This window comes from Mesorhizobium sp. WSM4898 (assembly GCF_029625845.1).
GTDB lineage: Bacteria > Pseudomonadota > Alphaproteobacteria > Rhizobiales > Rhizobiaceae > Mesorhizobium.
This window is the reverse complement of record NZ_JARTVQ010000010.1, coordinates 99,564-117,646: the sequence shown is the minus strand read 5'-3', so window position 1 is coordinate 117,646 and position 18,083 is coordinate 99,564. Positions and strand designations below refer to the sequence as shown.

The 18,083-nt window shown below is 63.6% G+C and carries 19 protein-coding genes and 1 pseudogene; 9 read left to right on the top strand and 11 right to left on the bottom strand.

Annotated elements, in window-relative coordinates; translation table 11 throughout:
• Window positions 1-62: 62 nt before the first annotated feature.
• On the top strand, window positions 63-2,075 hold the full coding sequence (locus tag P9228_RS27420) for an acyltransferase family protein (RefSeq protein WP_278056594.1): 2,013 nt from the start codon (window positions 63-65) through the stop codon (window positions 2,073-2,075).
• Between the two features lie 256 nt (window positions 2,076-2,331).
• On the opposite strand, the pseudogene P9228_RS27415 reads toward P9228_RS27420, so the two are convergent.
• Window positions 2,332-2,684 (bottom strand): annotated as a pseudogene (locus P9228_RS27415) (cupin domain-containing protein).
• A gap of 284 nt (window positions 2,685-2,968) precedes the next feature.
• On the opposite strand from P9228_RS27415, the gene P9228_RS27410 reads away from it, so the two are divergent.
• Window positions 2,969-3,286, top strand: a complete 318-nt coding sequence (locus P9228_RS27410) for a hypothetical protein (protein WP_066999538.1) — start codon at window positions 2,969-2,971, stop codon at window positions 3,284-3,286.
• Between the two features lie 119 nt (window positions 3,287-3,405).
• A complete protein-coding gene (locus P9228_RS27405; RefSeq protein WP_278056592.1) occupies window positions 3,406-4,674 on the top strand; it encodes a DUF763 domain-containing protein in 1,269 nt (422 codons plus the stop codon).
• Between the two features lie 882 nt (window positions 4,675-5,556).
• Here P9228_RS27405 and P9228_RS27400 read toward each other — a convergent pair.
• From P9228_RS27400 to P9228_RS27385, 4 genes are all read right to left on the bottom strand, one after another.
• A complete protein-coding gene (locus P9228_RS27400) occupies window positions 5,557-6,156 on the bottom strand; it encodes a DUF6456 domain-containing protein (protein WP_278056590.1) in 600 nt (199 codons plus the stop codon).
• Between the two features lie 129 nt (window positions 6,157-6,285).
• On the bottom strand, window positions 6,286-7,083 hold the full coding sequence (locus P9228_RS27395; protein WP_278056589.1) for a GcrA cell cycle regulator: 798 nt from the start codon (window positions 7,081-7,083) through the stop codon (window positions 6,286-6,288).
• Between the two features lie 103 nt (window positions 7,084-7,186).
• On the bottom strand, window positions 7,187-7,498 hold the full coding sequence (locus P9228_RS27390) for a hypothetical protein (RefSeq protein WP_278056587.1): 312 nt from the start codon (window positions 7,496-7,498) through the stop codon (window positions 7,187-7,189).
• Window positions 7,495-7,878 (bottom strand): hypothetical protein, encoded by a 384-nt coding sequence (locus P9228_RS27385; protein ID WP_278056585.1) that lies wholly within the window; start codon window positions 7,876-7,878, stop codon window positions 7,495-7,497. The genes P9228_RS27390 and P9228_RS27385 overlap by 4 nt, the downstream gene beginning before the upstream one ends.
• Window positions 7,879-7,958: 80 nt before the next feature.
• Here P9228_RS27385 and P9228_RS27380 point away from each other — a divergent pair, with 80 nt between their 5' ends.
• Together P9228_RS27380 and P9228_RS27375 are read left to right on the top strand one after the other, a co-directional pair.
• Entirely contained in the window at window positions 7,959-8,591 is a 633-nt protein-coding gene (locus P9228_RS27380; protein ID WP_095828668.1) for a S24 family peptidase, read from the top strand.
• 197 nt (window positions 8,592-8,788) lie between these two features.
• The gene (locus tag P9228_RS27375) at window positions 8,789-12,691 is read left to right on the top strand and encodes a tetratricopeptide repeat protein (RefSeq protein ID WP_278056584.1); all 3,903 of its coding nucleotides are present in this window, start codon (window positions 8,789-8,791) and stop codon (window positions 12,689-12,691) included.
• Window positions 12,692-12,962: 271 nt separating this feature from the next.
• Here the strand turns inward: P9228_RS27375 and P9228_RS27370 are convergent, their stop codons facing one another.
• Window positions 12,963-13,256: a hypothetical protein gene (locus P9228_RS27370; RefSeq protein ID WP_156751031.1), complete on the bottom strand. Its 294-nt coding sequence runs from the start codon at window positions 13,254-13,256 to the stop codon at window positions 12,963-12,965.
• A 316-nt stretch (window positions 13,257-13,572) separates the two neighbouring features.
• Here P9228_RS27370 and P9228_RS27365 point away from each other — a divergent pair, with 316 nt between their 5' ends.
• From P9228_RS27365 to P9228_RS27355, 3 genes are all read left to right on the top strand, one after another.
• Window positions 13,573-14,661 (top strand): GSU2403 family nucleotidyltransferase fold protein, encoded by a 1,089-nt coding sequence (locus P9228_RS27365; RefSeq protein ID WP_278056582.1) that lies wholly within the window; start codon window positions 13,573-13,575, stop codon window positions 14,659-14,661.
• 81 nt (window positions 14,662-14,742) lie between these two features.
• Entirely contained in the window at window positions 14,743-15,090 is a 348-nt protein-coding gene (locus P9228_RS27360; RefSeq protein ID WP_278056581.1) for a hypothetical protein, read from the top strand.
• A gap of 246 nt (window positions 15,091-15,336) precedes the next feature.
• Complete coding sequence (locus P9228_RS27355) at window positions 15,337-15,549, top strand: hypothetical protein (RefSeq protein WP_067001092.1); 213 nt, start codon at window positions 15,337-15,339, stop codon at window positions 15,547-15,549.
• A 93-nt stretch (window positions 15,550-15,642) separates the two neighbouring features.
• On the opposite strand, the gene P9228_RS27350 is transcribed toward P9228_RS27355, so the two are convergent.
• The 3 genes from P9228_RS27350 to P9228_RS27340 form a co-directional block, all read right to left on the bottom strand.
• On the bottom strand, window positions 15,643-15,894 hold the full coding sequence (locus P9228_RS27350; protein ID WP_095824572.1) for a DUF2934 domain-containing protein: 252 nt from the start codon (window positions 15,892-15,894) through the stop codon (window positions 15,643-15,645).
• 108 nt (window positions 15,895-16,002) lie between these two features.
• Window positions 16,003-16,212 (bottom strand): hypothetical protein, encoded by a 210-nt coding sequence (locus tag P9228_RS27345; protein WP_067001047.1) that lies wholly within the window; start codon window positions 16,210-16,212, stop codon window positions 16,003-16,005.
• Between the two features lie 74 nt (window positions 16,213-16,286).
• Complete coding sequence (locus P9228_RS27340; protein WP_067001089.1) at window positions 16,287-16,586, bottom strand: DUF1236 domain-containing protein; 300 nt, start codon at window positions 16,584-16,586, stop codon at window positions 16,287-16,289.
• A 202-nt stretch (window positions 16,587-16,788) separates the two neighbouring features.
• On the opposite strand from P9228_RS27340, the gene P9228_RS27335 reads away from it, so the two are divergent.
• A complete protein-coding gene (locus P9228_RS27335; protein WP_278056579.1) occupies window positions 16,789-17,142 on the top strand; it encodes a DUF982 domain-containing protein in 354 nt (117 codons plus the stop codon).
• A 157-nt stretch (window positions 17,143-17,299) separates the two neighbouring features.
• Here P9228_RS27335 and P9228_RS27330 read toward each other — a convergent pair whose 3' ends face one another.
• Together P9228_RS27330 and P9228_RS27325 are read right to left on the bottom strand one after the other, a co-directional pair.
• Window positions 17,300-17,518: a hypothetical protein gene (locus P9228_RS27330; RefSeq protein WP_067001044.1), complete on the bottom strand. Its 219-nt coding sequence runs from the start codon at window positions 17,516-17,518 to the stop codon at window positions 17,300-17,302.
• A 260-nt stretch (window positions 17,519-17,778) separates the two neighbouring features.
• Window positions 17,779-18,081, bottom strand: a complete 303-nt coding sequence (locus P9228_RS27325; protein WP_067001081.1) for a DUF1236 domain-containing protein — start codon at window positions 18,079-18,081, stop codon at window positions 17,779-17,781.
• Between the last annotated feature and the right edge of the window lie 2 nt (window positions 18,082-18,083).

Genomic DNA, 18,083 nt, shown 5'->3' with positions numbered 1-18,083 from the left:
AGCCCATAGGCGCGAGGCTTTCCCAAGGCGGGATACGAACGACCGTTGCGAGGTTCGCCTTCGTGTCAGCACCATCGCCGGACTTCCGGCCCGACATTGAGGGGTTGCGGGCGCTCGCCGTGGCGGGCGTTGTCGCTTTCCACTTCGGCCTCACCGCCCTGCCCGGCGGCTTTGCCGGCGTGGACATCTTTTTCGTCATCTCCGGTTACCTCATCACCCGCCATCTGGTCAGCGAGATTTCGCTCACCGGCCGGCTCGACCTCCTTCGTTTTTATGCCCGACGCGCGCGGCGGCTGCTGCCGGTGGCGCTGTTCGTCATCGCCGCCACGCTTGCCGTCGGCACGCTGATCCTGTCGCCGGAGGAGCAGGCGCTCTATTCCAAGGGCGCGATGTTCGCGTCCGCCTACATGATCAATCTGTGGCTGATCCGCTGGTCGTTCGACTATTTCGCCAACGACGCCGCAAACAACCCGTTCATCCACTATTGGTCGCTGTCGGTGGAGGAGCAGTTTTACCTCGCCTGGCCGGCGCTGCTGATGCTGGCGGCCTGGCTGAGGCCCGGCAAGCGGACGATCATGCTTGTTATCGGCATTGCCGGCCTGGTCTCTTTCGCGGTCTGCGCCTGGCTGACCCCCATTTCGCAGCCCTGGGCCTTCTACTTCTCGCCGCTGCGCGCCTGGGAATTCGCCGCCGGCGGGCTGGCTTCGATGGCGCCGGCATGGCTGCTCCAGAACCGCCCGCGGCTCGGGACGGCGTTCAGCCTGTGCGGGCTGGTCCTCATTGCCTTCGCTTACCTCACCTTCAGCGAGGAGGCTCCCTTCCCCGGTTTTCTGGCGCTCGTGCCCGTGGCCGGTACTGTCCTTCTCTTGCTGGCGGGCGCGGCCGGCGTCGGGGACGGCATTCTTGCACGCAATTTCGAACGGAAAACCGCGGGGCTCTTTTCCTCGAATTGCGTGAATGCCGCCCTGGCGCTGCCGCCCTTGCAGTGGATCGGAAAGGTTTCCTACTCGCTCTATCTCTGGCACTGGCCGGTGATCGTCTATGCCGGCATGCTGGTCGAGGAGCTGACTTTTGCGCAACGCCTCGCCTGCCTCGGGCTGACGTTGGCGCTCTCTGCGCTGAGCTATCATTTCATCGAGAATCCAATCCGCCGCAATGGCTGGCTTATGGCCAATGCGGCGCGGGCGCTGGTGCCGGCCCTCCTCCTGACCGGCACCGGCGTCGCAGCCGCCTACGGCAACGCAACGCTTGCCATGCGCGCCGAGGACCCCGAGCAGCGCGCGATCGCGGCAAGTGCGGCCGAGCCGGCCACCGCGCGCGCCAAGGCCTGCGTCGAGGGCTACGACACGGTGACGCCGAAACCCTGCGTGTTCGGCAATGGCCAGCGCGTGATCGCGCTGTTCGGCGATTCGCACGCCGATCACTGGTCGACACCGCTGATCGAGGCAGGAAAGAAGAACGGCTACCGCGTCGAGACCTGGCTGAAGAGCTCGTGCCGGCCCTCACGGTTTTCCTACTTTGTCACGAAGCTCAACCGCGGCTACCGCGAATGCGACCAATGGCGCGAACAGGCGATCAAGGAGATCATCGCGGCCAGGCCTTCGCTGGTGGTGATCTCCGAACTGGCGCTGACCTCCTCGCGCAAGATGGCGGCGGGCAAGGGCGAGCCGGACACGCCGGACGCCGTATGGCGGGCCGGCCTGCGCTCGACACTGACCAGCTTGAGCAAGGCCGGGCTGAAGATCGCCTTCATCCGCGACGTGCCCTTCAACGACGAGAACATCGACACCTGCGTGTCGCGCGCGCTGTGGCGCGACAAGGCGCCATCGCTCTGCGACCAGAGCCGCGCCTATGCCGCCAACGACCAGATGGCGGCGGTCGAGCGCGAGATCGTCACCAGCGTGCCCAATGCCACCTACGTCGACCTCACCGACCGCTTCTGCAACGCCACAACCTGCCACGTCTTCATCGACGGCCAGCTCGCCTTCCGCGACCAGCACCATCTGGCGACGCCATTCGCGGAATCGCTGGAACCGGAGGTGGAAAGGCGCGTGATCTCGAAGGTGGGAAGGTAGGGCGCCGCCCCTGTCGTTCGTGATCCTAGGGCGGAGCAAGGAGCGAAGCGACGCGCGCAGACCCTAGGATCCATGCCGTGACGCTAAAGCGTTGCACCAGTGACAGAATTCTGCACCGTAGCGCTTCACGCCGAAGGTCACGGCATGGATCCTCGGGTCAAGCCCGAGGATTGCGACCGTGCGAGCGTCGGCGTTCCTTCACACCCCGTCTGTCCTGCCAGACATCCCCCGCAAGGGGGAGATCAGCAGCTTCTGCTCACTCCGCCACAACCACAAAATGCTTGGTCACCGGCTCGAGGATCTTCCAGGTGCCCTTGAAATCGGCTTCGACCACGAAGGCGTCGCCGGGCCGACCTCGACCGGCTCGCCGCCATCGGGCGTGATGAGGATGCGGCCGGCGATCATGTGGACGAATTCATAGTCGGCGTAGGTGGCGTGGTAGGTGCCGGGCGAAGCGCGCCAGGTGCCGGACATCACCTTGCCGTCCTCGCTGGTGTGCTGGACGGCGGTCTGCATGGTCGGCGATCCCTCGACCGCGATCCAGCCCGCAAGATCGCCGCCATCGCCATGCTCGACGGGGCCGAATTTCAGGATAGTGGGCTTGGTCATGGCAGGCTCCTGCGGTTGGGATTGGCTGGACGTGGCAATAGACGACGACGCCGAGCGCGCACGCGCTGCACGGCGACAGCAGGTGGCGATATGGCGACTCCGAAGATCGAAGACAGCGGGGCGAACAAAAGCGTGACCTTCCCCGCAAGGGCGAAGATCGTCAGCTTCGGCGCCGCTTCGCTCCTCGCCGGGCCCAGGATCGCCGCCCAACTTTCTCGGAACACCACCCGTCCCGAAACCGTTTGTGCCTCGAAGGGGCAACCATCGACCTCAAGGAGGCAGCGATGAAAAAGCTTCTGCTTGCTTCGATGATCGCCATCGCCTCGGCGTTTGCGATCGCGCCGGCGAGTGCCGGTAGCGTTCAGTTCGGCATCGGCGTCGGCCCCAGCTACGGCGATTACTATGGTGACTACTATGGCGGGTATTACCCTCACCGCTATTACCGACACGTCTACGATGACGACTACTACACTCCCTATCGCGAGCGTTATGTGGTGCGCTATCATAACCGGTATTATCGCGATCATTGCCGGATCAAGATCGTGAAGCACTGGCGCCACGGCCATCGCGTCATCGAAAAGATCCGCATCTGCCGGCGCTGACCGACCAGCGAGCGGACATCTCCCCTCGGCAAGGGGAGATGTCCGGCTGCGGCTGCGCCGCCTTGCAAATTCCCGCCAAAATGCCATCTAGAAGCCGACATTTATAGGGAAAGCAAAAAGTGACGCAGCGAAGCGGCAGCGCCGACCTGCCGCTGCATGGCGGGCGGGTCCCGAAATGGCTGGGCGATCGCATGACGAAGCTCGGCGCGGTGCTGTGCGAAGCCATCATCCATCATTATGGCCGCGACGAGTTTTTGCGGCGCCTCGCCCATCCCTTCTGGTTCCAGTCCTTCGGCGCCGTGATGGGCATGGACTGGCACTCCTCCGGCATCACCACGTCGGTCATCGGCGCGCTGAAGCGGGGGCTCAAGCCGATGGCCGGCGAGCTTGGCATCCATGTCTGCGGCGGGCGCGGCGCACATTCGCGCAAGACGCCGGGCGAGTTGCTGGCGATCGGCGACCATGTCGGCCTCGACGGCCAAGCTCTTGCCACTGCCAGCCGGCTGGTCGCCAAGGTGGACAGCGCCGCCGTGCAGGACGGCTACGACCTCTACCTGCACGGCTTCATCGTCAGCGATGACGGGCGCTGGGTGGTGGTGCAGCAGGGCATGAACGGCGACGCCCGCCAGGCGCGCCGCTACCACTGGTTGTCGGAGGGGCTGGAAAGCTACGTCGACCAGCCGCATGCGGCGATCGAGGGCGAACGCCAAGGCGAGATCGTCAACCTCACCGACCACCGCGCCGAGAAAGCCCGCGGGGGGCAGATCGCGCTTCTGAAGACCATGAGCCCGGAAAAGATCCTGAGCGAGCTTGCCGTGCTGGAGCCGCGAGCCGAAGCGCCCGAGCCGGCCGCGCAGCCGCTGCTGCCCAACCTCATCATGCCGGCGCATCACGACGTGCGCGAAAGCGACATCGTCATGCGCCGCCTGCACGGCAACATTGCCGCCGCGATCGAGAGCGGCCCGAAGGATTTTCCCGAACTGCTGCTGGTGCCCGGCGTCGGCCCGCGCACGGTGCGCGCGCTCGCCATGGTCTCCGAGGTGGTGCACGGCGCGCCCTGCCGCTTCTCCGACCCGGCGCGCTTCTCGCTCGCCCACGGCGGCAAGGACCGCCACCCCTTCCCCGTGCCGCTGAAGGTCTATGACGAGACGATCTCGGTGCTGAAATCGGCGGTCGGGAAGGCCAAGCTCGGCCGCGAGGAAGAGCTGCAGGCGCTCAAGCGGCTGGACGGGGAGTCACGCCGGATGGAGCGCTATGTGACGGGGCTGAGCCTGAAGGAGATCGTGGCGGGCGAGATGGACCAGTCGCATTTGCTGGGGGGACGGAGCGTGTTTGGGTGGGAACCACCACCTGACAGCGACCCGAAGCCGCTGAAGAAAGGCGCTTGAGACACGGCTGAAACGGCGTCACGCAAAGTGCGCAGATAACCGCATCGATCGGCGCTGCCCCTCATTGCCCTGCCGGGCATTTCTCCCCGTATAGTGACGGGGAGAAAGATGCTGTCACCGCCGCTTTCGCCAACCGCCAACGTCGCGGAATAGCTGCCAGCATCGCGGCCATCCCTTCTCCCCGCCACTATACGGGGAGAAGGTGCCGGCAGGCGGATGAGGGGCAGCGCCGAGGCCAGAAGTTTTTGCGCGGTCGTCTTTCAATACGCTCTTCGCAGTGAATCGTCGGAATGAATAACAATGTGAATTTGTCCTTCGGCACGTAGTTTAATCAGTGCTGGGATTGGGAGAGAGCCGCAGCCGCCTCCTGCTTCCAGCTTCAGCGGCCAGTTTCAGCCACTTCAAACTTTCGCCGGCGTCGGCTCTCACCCCGTCTGCCCCAGTGGCATAGGCTTTGCAACCATAAGCTGGTAGGGTGTTGCTGGATCGGCGCCTTCCTCGACAACCAGCAGGCCCCACGAGCCAAGCCGACGGAACCAGTAAATCGCATCCGCCTCTTCTAGACTGGATGGTCACTGCGAAGCGAGGTGGTCGTGGTCGGCTGGCCGGGTCATCTTCAATCCGGAGATCAGTGGATTAACGGTCATCGCCAGCTCGATTTCAGGTGCCCCCAGGCCGCCTTAAGCACAAACAGCAGTGTCATCAACATTGCGGTGTTGAGAACAGGATGGCGTTAAACACTGTCGCAATTACTGCAGCGACGGCCGATCATGAACATCATTGAACCGGAAACAAGTCTAATGAAACGCATTCAGTCACTCCAGTTGCATAGCCAGATAAGCAGCTTTCGATCCGGCGCAAGTTTGGCACATCGCTTTCCCCTCACCCCACCTTCCTCCCCATCATCATCCCGTAATGCACCGCCAACAAATCCAGCCCGACCTTCAGCAGCTTGACCACCACATCGCGGCCGTCGCCGGTGCGTTCGGCGATGGCCTTCACCGACTGGCCTTCGAGGCAGATTTTTCGGACCACCTCCGCCACCTCCCAGTGGGCGAGCGCGGCCGCAGCGTGGGCGTGCGCGCGGCCGGCTGAGAGCACGCGGTCGGGCACGCCGCCGCCGACGCGGCCGCCGTCGACGCGCTCGCTCCAGGATTGCGGCTGCAGGCCCTCGCGGGCGGAGCGCTCGAAATCGTCGCGAAAACGCTGGCCTGCCTCGCGTTGCTGGCGGGTGAGCGATGTGATGCCGGTGAGCGGATCGACATTGCGCAGGCGCACGATGCCGCCGGTCGAGGTGTAGCCGCCGTGCGACACCTGGTAGACGCGGCGCGCCTCGGCCGTGCCGGGGGTGAGGCGCTGGCGGCCGAAGGCGTCGGCCTTCAGCGCGAAATCATGGCCGATCTCGCGGCGGATGCGCACCTGCTCGGCCTCGCCCTTGGGGAGTTTCGGGGGTTGCGGTTTCTTGGCGGCTTTGCGGGGCATGAGGGTCCTTTGTGGTGGGTGGTGTGTTGGGTGGCAATTGGAAAGGCCGGCGGGACAGCACCCCCCTCTGGCCTGCCGGGCATCTCCCCCTCGAGGGCCCCTCGAGGGGGGAGATTTGCGCCTCGCCCATCACATCCCCCTCCCGCGATGGCCGTGAAACCGCGCATGATGATGCGCGCAGTAGGAGCGCGTGGCCGACGTCGGCAGGCCGCAGCAGAGCATGTCGGGACCGGGCCGCGCGCCGACGGGATCCTCGTCCGCCTCCTCGCGCAACGCGAGATCGACCGGCGCGCGGCAGCGCTTGAACAGGCAATCAAGGAAGCGCATCGCCGCGACATGCGGCTGGCGGCCGGGGTTTACCGGGGGCGGCGGCGCGGGGAGCTTGTAGAGCTGGACGTCGGATTTCTCGCGGGTGCCGGGGGAAAGCCAGGCGGGCGGCATGCTGGGCGCCGGTTTGCGGGCTTTGGATTTTTTGGGTTTCGGTGGAGTGCGGGCATCCGGCTCCGTGGATAGCTCAACAGCCGATAGGTTGGCGGGACAGCACCCCCCTCTGCCCTGCCGGGCATCTCCCCCGCAAGGGGGGAGATTGGCAGTTGCGGCGCCGGCGCCCTCAATCAGTTCGGCATGCCTGGAAAGCGCTGCCGGCTCGGAGAGCGTGACACCTCCAGCCGCCACCCTGCCCCGCCGGCCCGGCCGGTCCGGCCGTGCATGTTTCCGCGGCCTGCCGCCGGCGCGGCCACCCTTCGGGTTGGCGAAGCCGATGGCACGAAGGCCGGCGTTGCGGTGCACGATGCCGATAATGGCGTTGCGCGAGACCGGGCTGCCGCGCAGCGCGCTGAAGCGGCCGGCGATGCGGGAGGCCGATAGCCCCTCCTTCAGCCAGGCGGCGATCTCGTCGATTTCCTTTTCGGTGTAGGCGGCAGCCATGTCTCATTCCATTGCTTGCGAAGGGTTGCGAAGCGCTCGGCTTGAAGCCAAGCGCCAGGGTTCGGCCGCGGGGCCGTTGGTCAGGTCAGGGAAACGGTTGGGATCAGGCGGCGCCGGGCGCCGCACCAAGCAGGCGAAGAAGGGCCGCCTCGGCGGCGGCCCGGGTCAGGCCCGACACCGCCAGGTCCGCCTTGCGGTCGAACAGGATGACGGTGCCGTCCTCGGTGCGGATGCAGGAGACGAGCCGGCCCGAATTGGGGGCCGGAGCCGGGGGAGGAGCGGCTCCGGCCGTTCCGGTGAACCGGGGTGCGGGCGGTTCAGCCGGATCCGAGGCAGAAGCCCCGGAAAGCGTCCGGACCGGTGAGGAGGTCAGTCCGGACGATTGGAATTCGACAGGCGAGGCAAGCGCGTTCATGCCGCCTCCGCTTGCATGGCGGCCGCGGCGCGATGGCCCGCCAGCCATTCATAGCTGATGCCGGCTATGCCGCGCCTGCGGCTCGCGGCCACCACATGCGGCCAGTGCTGCGGCGCGATGCGTCCGCGACGGCGCATCTGGCGGGCGGCTTCATAGCCGCAGCCGACATCTGCGGCGAAGGCGCCGATGCTCTGCCAGGAATCAATTAGCCCCGATATGCTCGTGGGCAGCCCCGAGATGCTCGTTGGCAGCCCCGAGATGCTCGCGGGCAGCCCCGAGATGCTCGTTGGCAGCCCCGAGATGCTCGCGGGCAGCCCCGGCACATTCGTGGCGGAGATGCTCGCAGGGAATGCGGAAATGCTTGCGGTAGGCTCATTCATGCGCTAAGCGTACGTTATGTACGAATGACGCGCAAGCGAAATCGTACAATTTGGACGATAATTTTCAGGCATTTTGTACGATGATGGATTCTCGGCACAGATTGCAGCAAGCGCGCGCCCAGGCCGGCTATGCCTCGCCCAGCGATGCCGCTCGGGCCTTGCGCGACATCAACAAGAACACGCTTATCAGCCATGAGAACGGCAACCGGCCGCTGTCGCGCAAGGCGGCGGAGAAATACGGCCGGCTGTTCGGCGTCGACCCCGGCTGGCTTTTGTTTGACGTCGACGGCGCCGAAGCCGCGCCTGTGCACCTCGCCGCCTCGCCCATCACCATCGACGTACCGATCGTATCGTGGATCAGCGCCGGCGAGCTCGGCAGCCAGGACAGCGTGGTCAACCTTTCGGACTATCCGACGATCCCCACCGCCGATCTCGAGGAAGGCGAGTGGATTGCGCTGCGCGTCGACGGACCGTCGATGAACAAGATCTCGCCGCCGGATTCAATCATCTTCGTCAACCTGCGCGACAAGCGGCTGGTGACCAATGGCTGCTATGTGATCGCCGACGAAACCGGCCGTGCCACCTACAAGCGCTACCGCCCGAACGACACCCCGCCCTTCCAGCCGGCGTCCTATCTCGACATCCCGCCGCCGGAGCTCGAAGGGGCGATCACCATCATCGGGCGGGTCAAGCGCTCAATGATCGATATGTGAGAGACAATCTCGCTGAGAAACCGTTGCTCAACGAAGAACAAGAAGAACTTCGCGTTGCCAGGCTTTGAGGGTTGCGTTCTTTGGCCGAGAGCGAGCACAGGATAGCGTTCGCAATTTCTGCTTGCATTTCGGAACAAAAACGGAACTATAGGTAATTGCAGCCGCTGCCGCGGCAACTCCGGGGGGAGGATCAAAACATGTCACGCCGCACCGGCGCGTTCGCCCGCGCATTCGTTGCATGGCTTTCATTTGGCCCGCTTTTGGCGCCGGCGGGAATAGTGCTGCTGCTTGGCGGGCTTCGCAGTCCGGCCCTCGCAGAGAGCAAGGATTACGCTACTTGCTTCAGCGACGGCGCCCTCTCCGCCGACCAGCAGATTAGCGTCTGCACGCCCATCGCCGAGGACAGCGCCGAGATTCCCGATCTTCGCGTTAACGCCTATTTCTGGCGTGGCCTGGCTTACACGCAGAAGAACGATATCGACCGCGTCATCGCCGACATGACCGAGGTGCTCGCGCTTGATCCGACATACGTGCCCGCCTTTACCAATCGCGCCATTGCCTGGGAGAGCAAGGCAGATTTCGAGCGAGCCGTAGCGGACTACACTCGCGCAATCGCGCTCACGCCGGACGATGCCAACCTCTATGCCGACCGCGCCAGGGCACTCAACAAGAAAGGCGAGCACGACCGTGCGATTGTCGAATGCGACAAGGCGATCGACATCGATCCCGCCAACGAGATGGCCTATGGCGTGCGCGGCGTCGCCTGGGAGGACAAGGGCGACGCCACGCGGGCCCAAGCCGACTATGACAAAGCAGAGAGTGTCCGCGCGGACCCCATCACCCCTTACCATGACCGCGCACTTTCATGGATCGCCAAGGGCGAGCGCAGGCGCGCGGAAGCCGATTGCAAGCACATCGCCGGCGTCGATGCAGACAAAGGGCGTGATTGCTCACGCCGGATCGCCGAGGCTTTTGGCGAGCCGCGCGACGGAGATGGCGAGCAAACCGCCACCGCCCAAAATGCGGTCGGCATAGAATGGCAGGAAAAGGGCGACCATACCCGCGCCATCGCCGCATTCGACGAGGCGATCCGGCTCAATCCAGCAAGTTCCGCATTCTACTTCAACCGCGCCAAGAGCTGGGGCTTAAAGAAGAATTATGCCCGCGCTATCGCCGATCTGGATGAAGCCGTACGCCGCGACCCGGCCAACGCCCCGGCTTACCGCGTGCGCGGCATGACTATGGCTCGAGTCGGCAATTCGAAAGAGGCGCTTGCCGATCTCGACAAAGCGATTTCCATCAGTTCCGACGATCCAAAATCGTATTTCGAGAGGGCGCTTGTCTGGGAGGCGAGCGATCCTGACAAGGCAATAGCGGACCTGGACAAGGCAATCGCGCTCGACCCGGCCAACGCGGACTACCGAAAGGAAAGGCTGAGCGTCCAGATCGGCAAGCGCAGGGCCGAGGGGCAACCCGTGCTGCAGTCACCGGGCGCTACGACCAGTCAGGCTCATGTCCCAATCCCAGCTGAGCCGCAGGCGGCCAAGCCTATCGCGCCTCCCACGTATGAGCCGCCGCAACTCTATGCCAAGCGCGACAATTCCGCCGCCATCGACTGGAATATGAAATCGGGGTTGCAGCAGATGCAGGTCGACCCCAAGGGCGCGATAGATACATTCAGCTTTGTCATCGGCCTCGATCCCTACAACGCCGATGCCTACTACCACCGATCCATCGCGGAGGCCTTGCTTGGCAATTTCGACCTCGCCGTCGGCGACTGCCGGCGAGCCGTCGAGCTCGACCCGAAGCGGGCAGGCACGTGCAGGGAACACCTGCCCGGCGAGCAAGGCAAGCCGACCGCCGCGAAGCCAGGCAGGGATCCGGCGACCGCCAGGATCCTGCTCGAGCGCGCCCAGATGCGGCTGTCGAAATATGGCGTGGACGGCGCATTGCTCGATTTCGACAAGGCCATCAGCCTCGATCCCGAAAACGCCGACGCCTATTTCGGTCGCAGCCGCGCCCGGATGCTCAAGGGCGATCAGGCCGGCGCGGCAGTCGATTGCCGGCGTGCCATCGAACTCGACCTGAAGCGGACTGGAAGCTGTGACGAGCAGGCTGCCGTTGGCGAAAACAGGCCGGCGCCGCCAGTGGGCATGCAACAGTTGCAGCCCTCTGTTGCGGCCGCCGTTGAAACCTTGGCCAAGCAAATCGGCCAAGGCAAAGCGAGCCCAACGCGAATACTGTCCGCTTCAAAGATGCTGGAGGCGGCCGAGGCGACCGACCCACGTGTCCTGAGCGCCGTGCAGAGCGGCGACACCTTTTCCGACGCGGGCAAATATGACCATGCCATCGCAGAATATGAGAAGGCGATCGCGCTCGACCCCAGTAGCCCATTCGCCTATTTCGGCCGCGGCAAGGCCTTGGCCGCCAAGCGCGCCTACGACCTGGCGATCGCCGACTACGATCGGGTGATCCAGCTCGTTCCGGATCTGGTCTCGGCCCATATCCGCCGGGGGATGGCCAAAACCATGTCGGGCGATGTCGAGGGCGCGCTTGCCGATTGCGGCCATGCCGCCACGCTCGACCCGAAGGCGCGCGACGCGTTCTTTTGCAAGGGCATGGCCTGGCACGCCAAGGGCGACGGCGGGCGGGCGATCGCGGCCTATTCATTAGCGATCGCGATCGATCCGAAAGACGCCGCCAGCTATTATGGGCGCGGCATGGCACGGGCCGACAGGAAGGACTATGACGGCGCCATCGCCGATTTCGACCGGGCAATCGGCCTCGACCCGCACAATCCGGATTACCTGGTCAGCCGCAAGGCGGCCGACGCGGCAAGAGGAAAAGGCGATGTCGCGGCCGAAGCCGGCGGGCCTGATCCGAAGAAGCTCAAGGCTTTCATCGATCTCGGCGATGCCCTCTACAAGAGGCACAAATATGATCGCGCCATTGCCGAATACAGCAAAGCCATCACGCTCGATCCGAAAATGGCGTCCGCATATCTGGGGCGCGGCATGTCGCTGGTAGCGAAGGGCAAGTATGACGCGGCCATCGATGATTACGGCAAGGTGATCGAACTCTATCCTGCCTACGTCGAAGCTTACCTCGGCCGCGCCGTCGCCTGGAGCAAGAAGAACGAACTGGATCGAGCGATCGCCGATTTCAGCCGCGCGGCCAAGATCGACCCCAGTTCTGCGCCGATCTATTTCGGGCGTGGCAGCGCCTGGCTCGCCAACGGCGATTACGACCAGGCGATTGCCGACTACGACCAGGCGCTCAAGCTGGATCCAAGGCTGGCCCTAGCCGAGGAGGGCCGCAAGCTCGCCGTGGCGGCCAAACGCAAGTCAGCCGGAAGCGATCCTGTCGGCTCTGACCAGAGCAAGTTGAAGACCATCGTCGACCACGGCTACGTCTGGTACAAGAAACGCAAGTATGCACGCGCCACCACCGCGTTCGAACAGGCCATCGCGCTCGATCCGAAAAACCCCGCCGGCTATCGCGGACGGGCGATGGTCCGCACCGACACCCATGACTATGATGGCGCCATTGCCGATTTCAGCAAGGTCATCGAACTCGCGCCGAAGAGCAGCGATGCCTATTTTGGGCGTGCCGCTTTGTGGGGGAAGAAAAACGAGCTTGACCGGGCGTTAGCCGACTATGACCGAGGCCTCGAGATCGATCAGAGTTGGAGCATGGCCTATTACGGACGGGCAACCAAAAGGCTGGAGAAGGCCGATTACGAGGGTGCGATGACAGACTTCGACAAGGCGATCGAACTGGATCCCAAAGTCGCGCGCTTCTACATCGATCGCGGCTTTGCCTATGCGGCAAAAAAGGACATCGACAGCGCAACGCGAGACTTCAACAAGGCGATCAGCCTGGACCGGAAGAAGAGCGCTGGCGCCCATTTCGGTCTAGGTGCAATCAAGGAAAGCCAAGGCGACCACGATGGCGCCATCGCCGAGTACAGCCGCTCTATCGAGATCGACCCGACATATGCCGACGCCTACGATTTGAGGGCACATTCCTGGAGAGCTAAGGGCGATTTGAAGCGCGCCGAGGCCGACCGCAAGAAGGCGCTGAGCCTCGGACTGAACTAGACAGGCATTTTAGAGGGGCGGATGTCGCGTTGGAAATGGTTGCAGGTGGAGGCGGTCGTCCCTTTGAGCTTCGTTGAGGCAAAAGTGCTACCAGCGATGTTCGGCGGCGGCGATACCAGCAGATGGGCGGTCGCCGATCTGCGGCACAGATATGCACCGCTCCTGCTTTCAGCTCCGGACAGCGCAGTCTCGCAAGCGCTTTCGGCGCAACTCGACATGCTCAATCCTGTCATGGCTCGCGAAACGCCGGCCACTGCAACAATTACCTGCGCTACGGGTAGGTCTCGAAGTATGGCCTTTCCTTCAACGCCTTGCCGTTGCGGTCGAGCAGTATTCCCGAGGCAAACAAATACCCGCCCATCGCTTCCATCTTCGCCATGTCCATGGTGCCGATGGCGCCGTTAGCACCCTTCAAAAAATGCCGGTCGTTCAGCGCCGGGTTGTGAGCGTGTCCTTGTTCGCCGCGATCAGCGGGTCGCCTGCATGCTTCGCGCGGTCGACGGCGAAGGCGTAGCCGGCCCGCGTCCCTCGAAAAAAGCAGCGGCGGCTTGTCGGTTGGCGCCAACGAACACGTTTCCGGAAACGATCAAGGTAGTGTGCTCGCCCGGCACGCCGTAATCGGCGTAACGGAAGCTGCGCTGCTCCAAGCTTCCAAGCCCGGCCTCAACGCCTTCCAGGTCGAGTCTTCGGGCGTGACGTCGACCGCACCGGGCAAACCGTTTCCCCAATCCGCAGAAGAGTGGCCCATCTCTCTTAGGAGATGCCGGTCGTTATAAGATTTTTACCAGTTTCTTATAACGCTCTTGAAATCTCGCCGAATAAGGCCCAGTTATAAGAAAACTGCAGGTTTCTTATAATGCTGCGCACGCCCGGGAGCGGCCATGAAGACCATCGATCTTGCCTATCGTACCCTCTATGCCGAGCTGGTGCAGCGCAGCCTGGATGCCTCCTTCGAGACCGATTTCTCGACGGCAGGCAATTTCGTGCGCGTGCCGGTGAAAGGCCGCGACTACTGGTATTTCGAAGAGACGCGGCCGCAAAAGTCCAGGCGCTATGTCGGCCCGGCGGAAGATCCCGAGATCGCCAAACGGGTCGCGGCCTTCAAGGAGATCAAGGACGATCTCAGGGCTCGCCGCAAGCTGGTCTCCACGCTGGTTCGCGACGCCGGTCTGGCGGCGCCCGATGCTTTCAGTGGCGACGTCGTCGAGGCGCTGGAAAAGGCCGGGCTCTTCCGCCTGCGCGCGGTGCTCGTCGGCACCGTCGCCTTCCAGACCTATGCAGGGCATCTCGGCGTCAAACTGCCAGGAGCCGCGCTGCAGACCGGCGATGCCGACTTTGCCCAGTTCCATTCCGTCTCGGCCGAAGTCGACGACAGCATGCCGCCGCTCATCGAGGTGCTGAAGGCGGTCGACCCGACATTCCGGGAAATCCCGCACCGAACCGATGCGGGGCGCACGACGCAGTTCGAGAATGCTTCGCGCTACCGCATAGAATTCCTCACTCCGAACCGAGGCAGCGACGAGCATGCTGACCATGCCAGCCCGATGCCGTCGCTGGGCGGCGCCTCGGCCCAGCCCTTGCGCTTCCTCGATTTCCTGATCCGAGACCCGGTGCGGGCAGTGCTGCTCCACCGCTCCGGCGTGCCGGTGCTGGTCCCCTCTCCCGAACGCTTTGCGGTCCACAAGCTGATCGTCGCGGCGCGACGCGAACGAAGCACTGCCGCCAAGCGGGAAAAGGACCTGCATCAAGCGGGCCTGCTGGTCGAGGCGCTCGAGACCACGCGTCGGCGAGACGACCTCGCCCATGCCTTCGCGGAAGCGTGGAACCGGGGCGAAGCATGGCGTGAGGCGCTGCGCAAAGGCTTGCAACTGCTTCAGTCGGACAGGCGCGAGATGGTGGACCTGGTCCTCGGCAGGGCGCTCGACGAAGCGCGCATCGAGCTCGACGGTTTCATGAGACGGTCCAGGTGAGGTATCGTTCAAATTGTACGAAACGTTCTTGACCACTTTTCGTACCTAATGTACGATATTGCCTTCGTTGAGGGGATGTTCTTGAACACCGCGAACCATGCCGCTTTCGCCGACCTTTCCCGCCCATTGCTCTCGCCTTTGCCGCTCGCCGAGCGCGAACGCCTGGCCGGCGCGTGGCGCATGGCCAGCCAGGACATCGCGGACGACATCCGCTTCATCCGGCAATATCTGAAGGTGATCGCGGAGAAGGACGACCGGCTTTCGACCGGCACGCTGGTGCACGGCCGCGCCTATGTCGAGGCCTGCGCAGCCTGGCTGCCCGAAACGATCGCGCGATATTTGAGGAACCTCAGGCTGATCAGCGAATGCGAGTGCGCGATGACTGCGGCGGCCGTGCGCTTTGCAAAATCGAGCGATGCCTGGGAGTGAGATGTCTTCCTTCTTCGCGGAAGAAGACCACCAATCGCGACGAGACAGAGGGGGCGCGAAGGAGCGCGGCGACGGAACGGTTTCCGCCCGCGGCGGGTGCAGAGAATTCCATTTTGCAACCTTCGGATGCACCTCGACAAATGTATCGTTTCACACAATTGCCAATTGGTGGACGCGGGCGAGCGGCCGGTAGTTAATTCCTTTCGGGCGAAGGAAGGCATAGTCGCGTACCAGGGAGGAACTCGTTTGATAGACCAGCAAATCGACATCGGCGCACCAGCCGACGATCAGCCTTACGAAGTCACCTCATTCGCCAGGAAGCATGGGCTGACGATCCCGATCGCGGACGCGGTGCTTTTTGCCAAGGGTCCGTCGCCGTCGCGGGCGGCCTGCGATACCGCCGCGCTGGCTTTCCTCTGCGCCGTTGCGCAATACGCCAGAAAGCAAGGGAGGCGATAGCCGTTTAGCCTCCACCTCCGCGCCCTAAATCTTCGGGCGCGGGCTTGCTACATTTCGATTGTGCGGATGGCAGCGGCGGAACGGCCGCTGGGGTCAGGTCTTGGCTTTCGGCTTGGCAGGAGCCTTGGCCTTGGCGGGGCCTTTGGCGGGCGTTTCGGCCTTGGCCGACTTCGGCTTGGCGGCGGCCGTCTTTTTGGGCGCGGCCTTGGACTTCGGCTTTACTTCGGCGTCGATCTCGGCGGCCGCCTGGTCCCAGTGCTCCATATGCGCGCCTTCCGGCCGGCCGGCCTGCTCCCAGATCTCGTGCGCCCGCCGGCGAATGCGTTCCTGCCTGTCGTCCGTCACTGTCGCCTCCTTTGAGTGGGGCCGCTCCCCGACGGAAACATTAGCTGAATTTTCCGGTGGCGTCTTGCGCATCGACGCGTAGGTGCCTGAACTTCGGCAGCGATTTCTTCAGTGCACGTCGGAGACGATCGCAACGCCCAGATACGCCGCCTTCTTTGTAATCAATGCGGCTAAATCGGCGTCAGAGCGTTCGGTTCCGGTGCGCCTGCGCAGCAGGCCAATCGCTTCCTTCATCGATAAGAGGCCAGTGCGGCGTTCGGCCAGAAGCTGGTCGACCGCCTTTGCACAGTCGACTGATTCGACATGGGGGTGATGCATGGCTGCGACTCCTTCCTAGGAGCCGGCATCCCCCCGCCGGCATGGCGGGAGGATCGGGGCTCGTAAGCGTAAGATCACTCGATGACGTGGATGACCCTGCGTGTACCAGGATCGATCAGGACAGTGCGATCGTTGACCACGGCATATCTGTACTGAACGTCCGGCACCTCCCGCAGCTCGACCGTGTCAGGCACCGTCGAGCCGACGCCCAGTTCCAGCCCCAGTATGTTGACCGAGGCGATCGGGTGCTTGTGGACATATTCCTTGACGACAGTCTGCTGCTCCGGCGTGACGATGATCTGGTCCGCAGCGGCAAAGCCTACGCCGGCGATCAGAGCAAGGCCGGCAACAGCAGGAATAAGGGTGCGTTTCATCATAAGTCTCCTGTTGTGTTGGCGAGCTCCGCCCGCCTCCGCCGTCGCGGAAACCTGGCAGGTCGAACATAGGAGCTCCCGGGGCAAACGCGTGCATTGGGGTCTTGTTCCGTCTGCGGCGCCTAATTGATTGTTGCCGGCGGAACCGCCGGGGCAGCTTCGCATTGTTTGAATTGAATAAATTCGACAGCAAAGGCCCGCCATGATTGCAGTTCACATCACAAGCGACATGCCGCTGCGCGCGCCGGTGGCGATCGCAGTCGGGGCCGGTTTCAAGCGCGAGATCGCTTCCCTGGCGGCGATGCAGAATTTCCTCAAAGAATGGCCGCCGGCAATGCGCGGCGACTGTTATGCCGCGGCCGTGCAGACCTGCGAGGCAGCGCGGACAGGCGAGAGGAAACTTGGGGAAGCGCGGCAGGCCTTCGTGGCATTCGCTCAGAAGGCCGGCATTCTGTGGACCGGCGTCGACCCGGTCACCGCGCTACGTGAAGCCAAGATCAGACGTCTCAAGGCCAGGAGCATAAGCCAGCAGCGCCGGCAATGGCCGCTGGCGTGACAGGCTGCTGAAGTCCGGGCCTATAGGATCGGGCTTATCGAACCAAGCATCATCGAAAAAGCCCTCGCGGCCGAAGGCTTTTGTCGCGCCAAGCGGCGTAGCGCCGCTCACTGCCGCCCAGTGCTGGACGGCAGCCAGGCGACATCGATGACGGCTGTCAGTTCAGCGAAGCTTCGCACGACTCGGTGAGGAAAGATGCGGCGATCAGATCGTCCGCATCGATGCGTAGGGAGCCATCGCCGCCCCCCATTATGGCCGCGACCTTCTGGAAGGTCTTTATTTCATGTGCGGTGATGTGGGCGTCTTCCATCCTGGCCCGCAACTCGGCGACGCGCATCCCGAGCGAGCGGGATGTTCCGATTTCTCGTTTCGACATGTTAACTAGTCCTCCTCGCCCCTGCCCATGCCTGTTCGCCGCCGCCCGATTCTGCTTTCTGCCACCGGTTTGTGTTGCCTATGAGACAGGTTTGTTTCTGCCACTGGTTTGTGTTGCCTATGAGACAGATTTGACCCAAAGCGCCCAACTTGGGTGTGGGTCAAAGGTTCCGTTAGGATATCGTAAATTAATAATTTTCCGTTAACCGCCCGCCGCCGTGACCGGCGGCGGGCCATCCGTTCGGCCGATTACGCTATCGGTTAATTGAGCACCTTGATGATCTTGCGCGTGCCGGGGTCGACGATCACCGTCCGGTTATCGACCACGACATAGCGATATTTGACGTTCGGCACCTCGTGCAGTTCGACCGTCTCGGGAAGCGTGCTGCCGATGTTCAGCTCGATGCCGGGAACCTTCACCGAAGCCAGCGGCTGCTTTTGCACATATTCCTTGATGACGGTTTCCTGCTCGGGCGCGATCACGACGGTGTCCTGCGCAGCGACGGCGCCAGCGCCGGCGAGAAGCAGGAGGGCCGCGGCGGCGGTGGTGATGTGCATTTTCATGG

Excerpts from the sequence above, each read along its gene's own strand:
- P9228_RS27400 (WP_278056590.1), bottom strand. The coding sequence starts at position 6,156 with ATGCCCCGCAAAGCCGCCAAGAAACCGCAACCCCCGAAACTCCCCAAG.
- P9228_RS27365 (WP_278056582.1), top strand. The coding sequence starts at position 13,573 with ATGAAGACCATCGATCTTGCCTATCGTACCCTCTATGCCGAGCTGGTG.
- P9228_RS27390 (WP_278056587.1), bottom strand. The coding sequence starts at position 7,498 with ATGAACGCGCTTGCCTCGCCTGTCGAATTCCAATCGTCCGGACTGACC.
- P9228_RS27375 (WP_278056584.1), top strand. The coding sequence starts at position 8,789 with ATGTCACGCCGCACCGGCGCGTTCGCCCGCGCATTCGTTGCATGGCTT.
- P9228_RS27385 (WP_278056585.1), bottom strand. The coding sequence starts at position 7,878 with ATGAATGAGCCTACCGCAAGCATTTCCGCATTCCCTGCGAGCATCTCC.
- P9228_RS27395 (WP_278056589.1), bottom strand. The coding sequence starts at position 7,083 with ATGGCTGCCGCCTACACCGAAAAGGAAATCGACGAGATCGCCGCCTGG.
- P9228_RS27380 (WP_095828668.1), top strand. The coding sequence starts at position 7,959 with ATGATGGATTCTCGGCACAGATTGCAGCAAGCGCGCGCCCAGGCCGGC.
- P9228_RS27325 (WP_067001081.1), bottom strand. The coding sequence starts at position 18,081 with ATGAAAATGCACATCACCACCGCCGCCGCGGCCCTCCTGCTTCTCGCC.
- P9228_RS27335 (WP_278056579.1), top strand. The coding sequence starts at position 16,789 with ATGATTGCAGTTCACATCACAAGCGACATGCCGCTGCGCGCGCCGGTG.
- P9228_RS27410 (WP_066999538.1), top strand. The coding sequence starts at position 2,969 with ATGAAAAAGCTTCTGCTTGCTTCGATGATCGCCATCGCCTCGGCGTTT.
- P9228_RS27345 (WP_067001047.1), bottom strand. The coding sequence starts at position 16,212 with ATGCATCACCCCCATGTCGAATCAGTCGACTGTGCAAAGGCGGTCGAC.
- P9228_RS27330 (WP_067001044.1), bottom strand. The coding sequence starts at position 17,518 with ATGTCGAAACGAGAAATCGGAACATCCCGCTCGCTCGGGATGCGCGTC.
- P9228_RS27340 (WP_067001089.1), bottom strand. The coding sequence starts at position 16,586 with ATGAAACGCACCCTTATTCCTGCTGTTGCCGGCCTTGCTCTGATCGCC.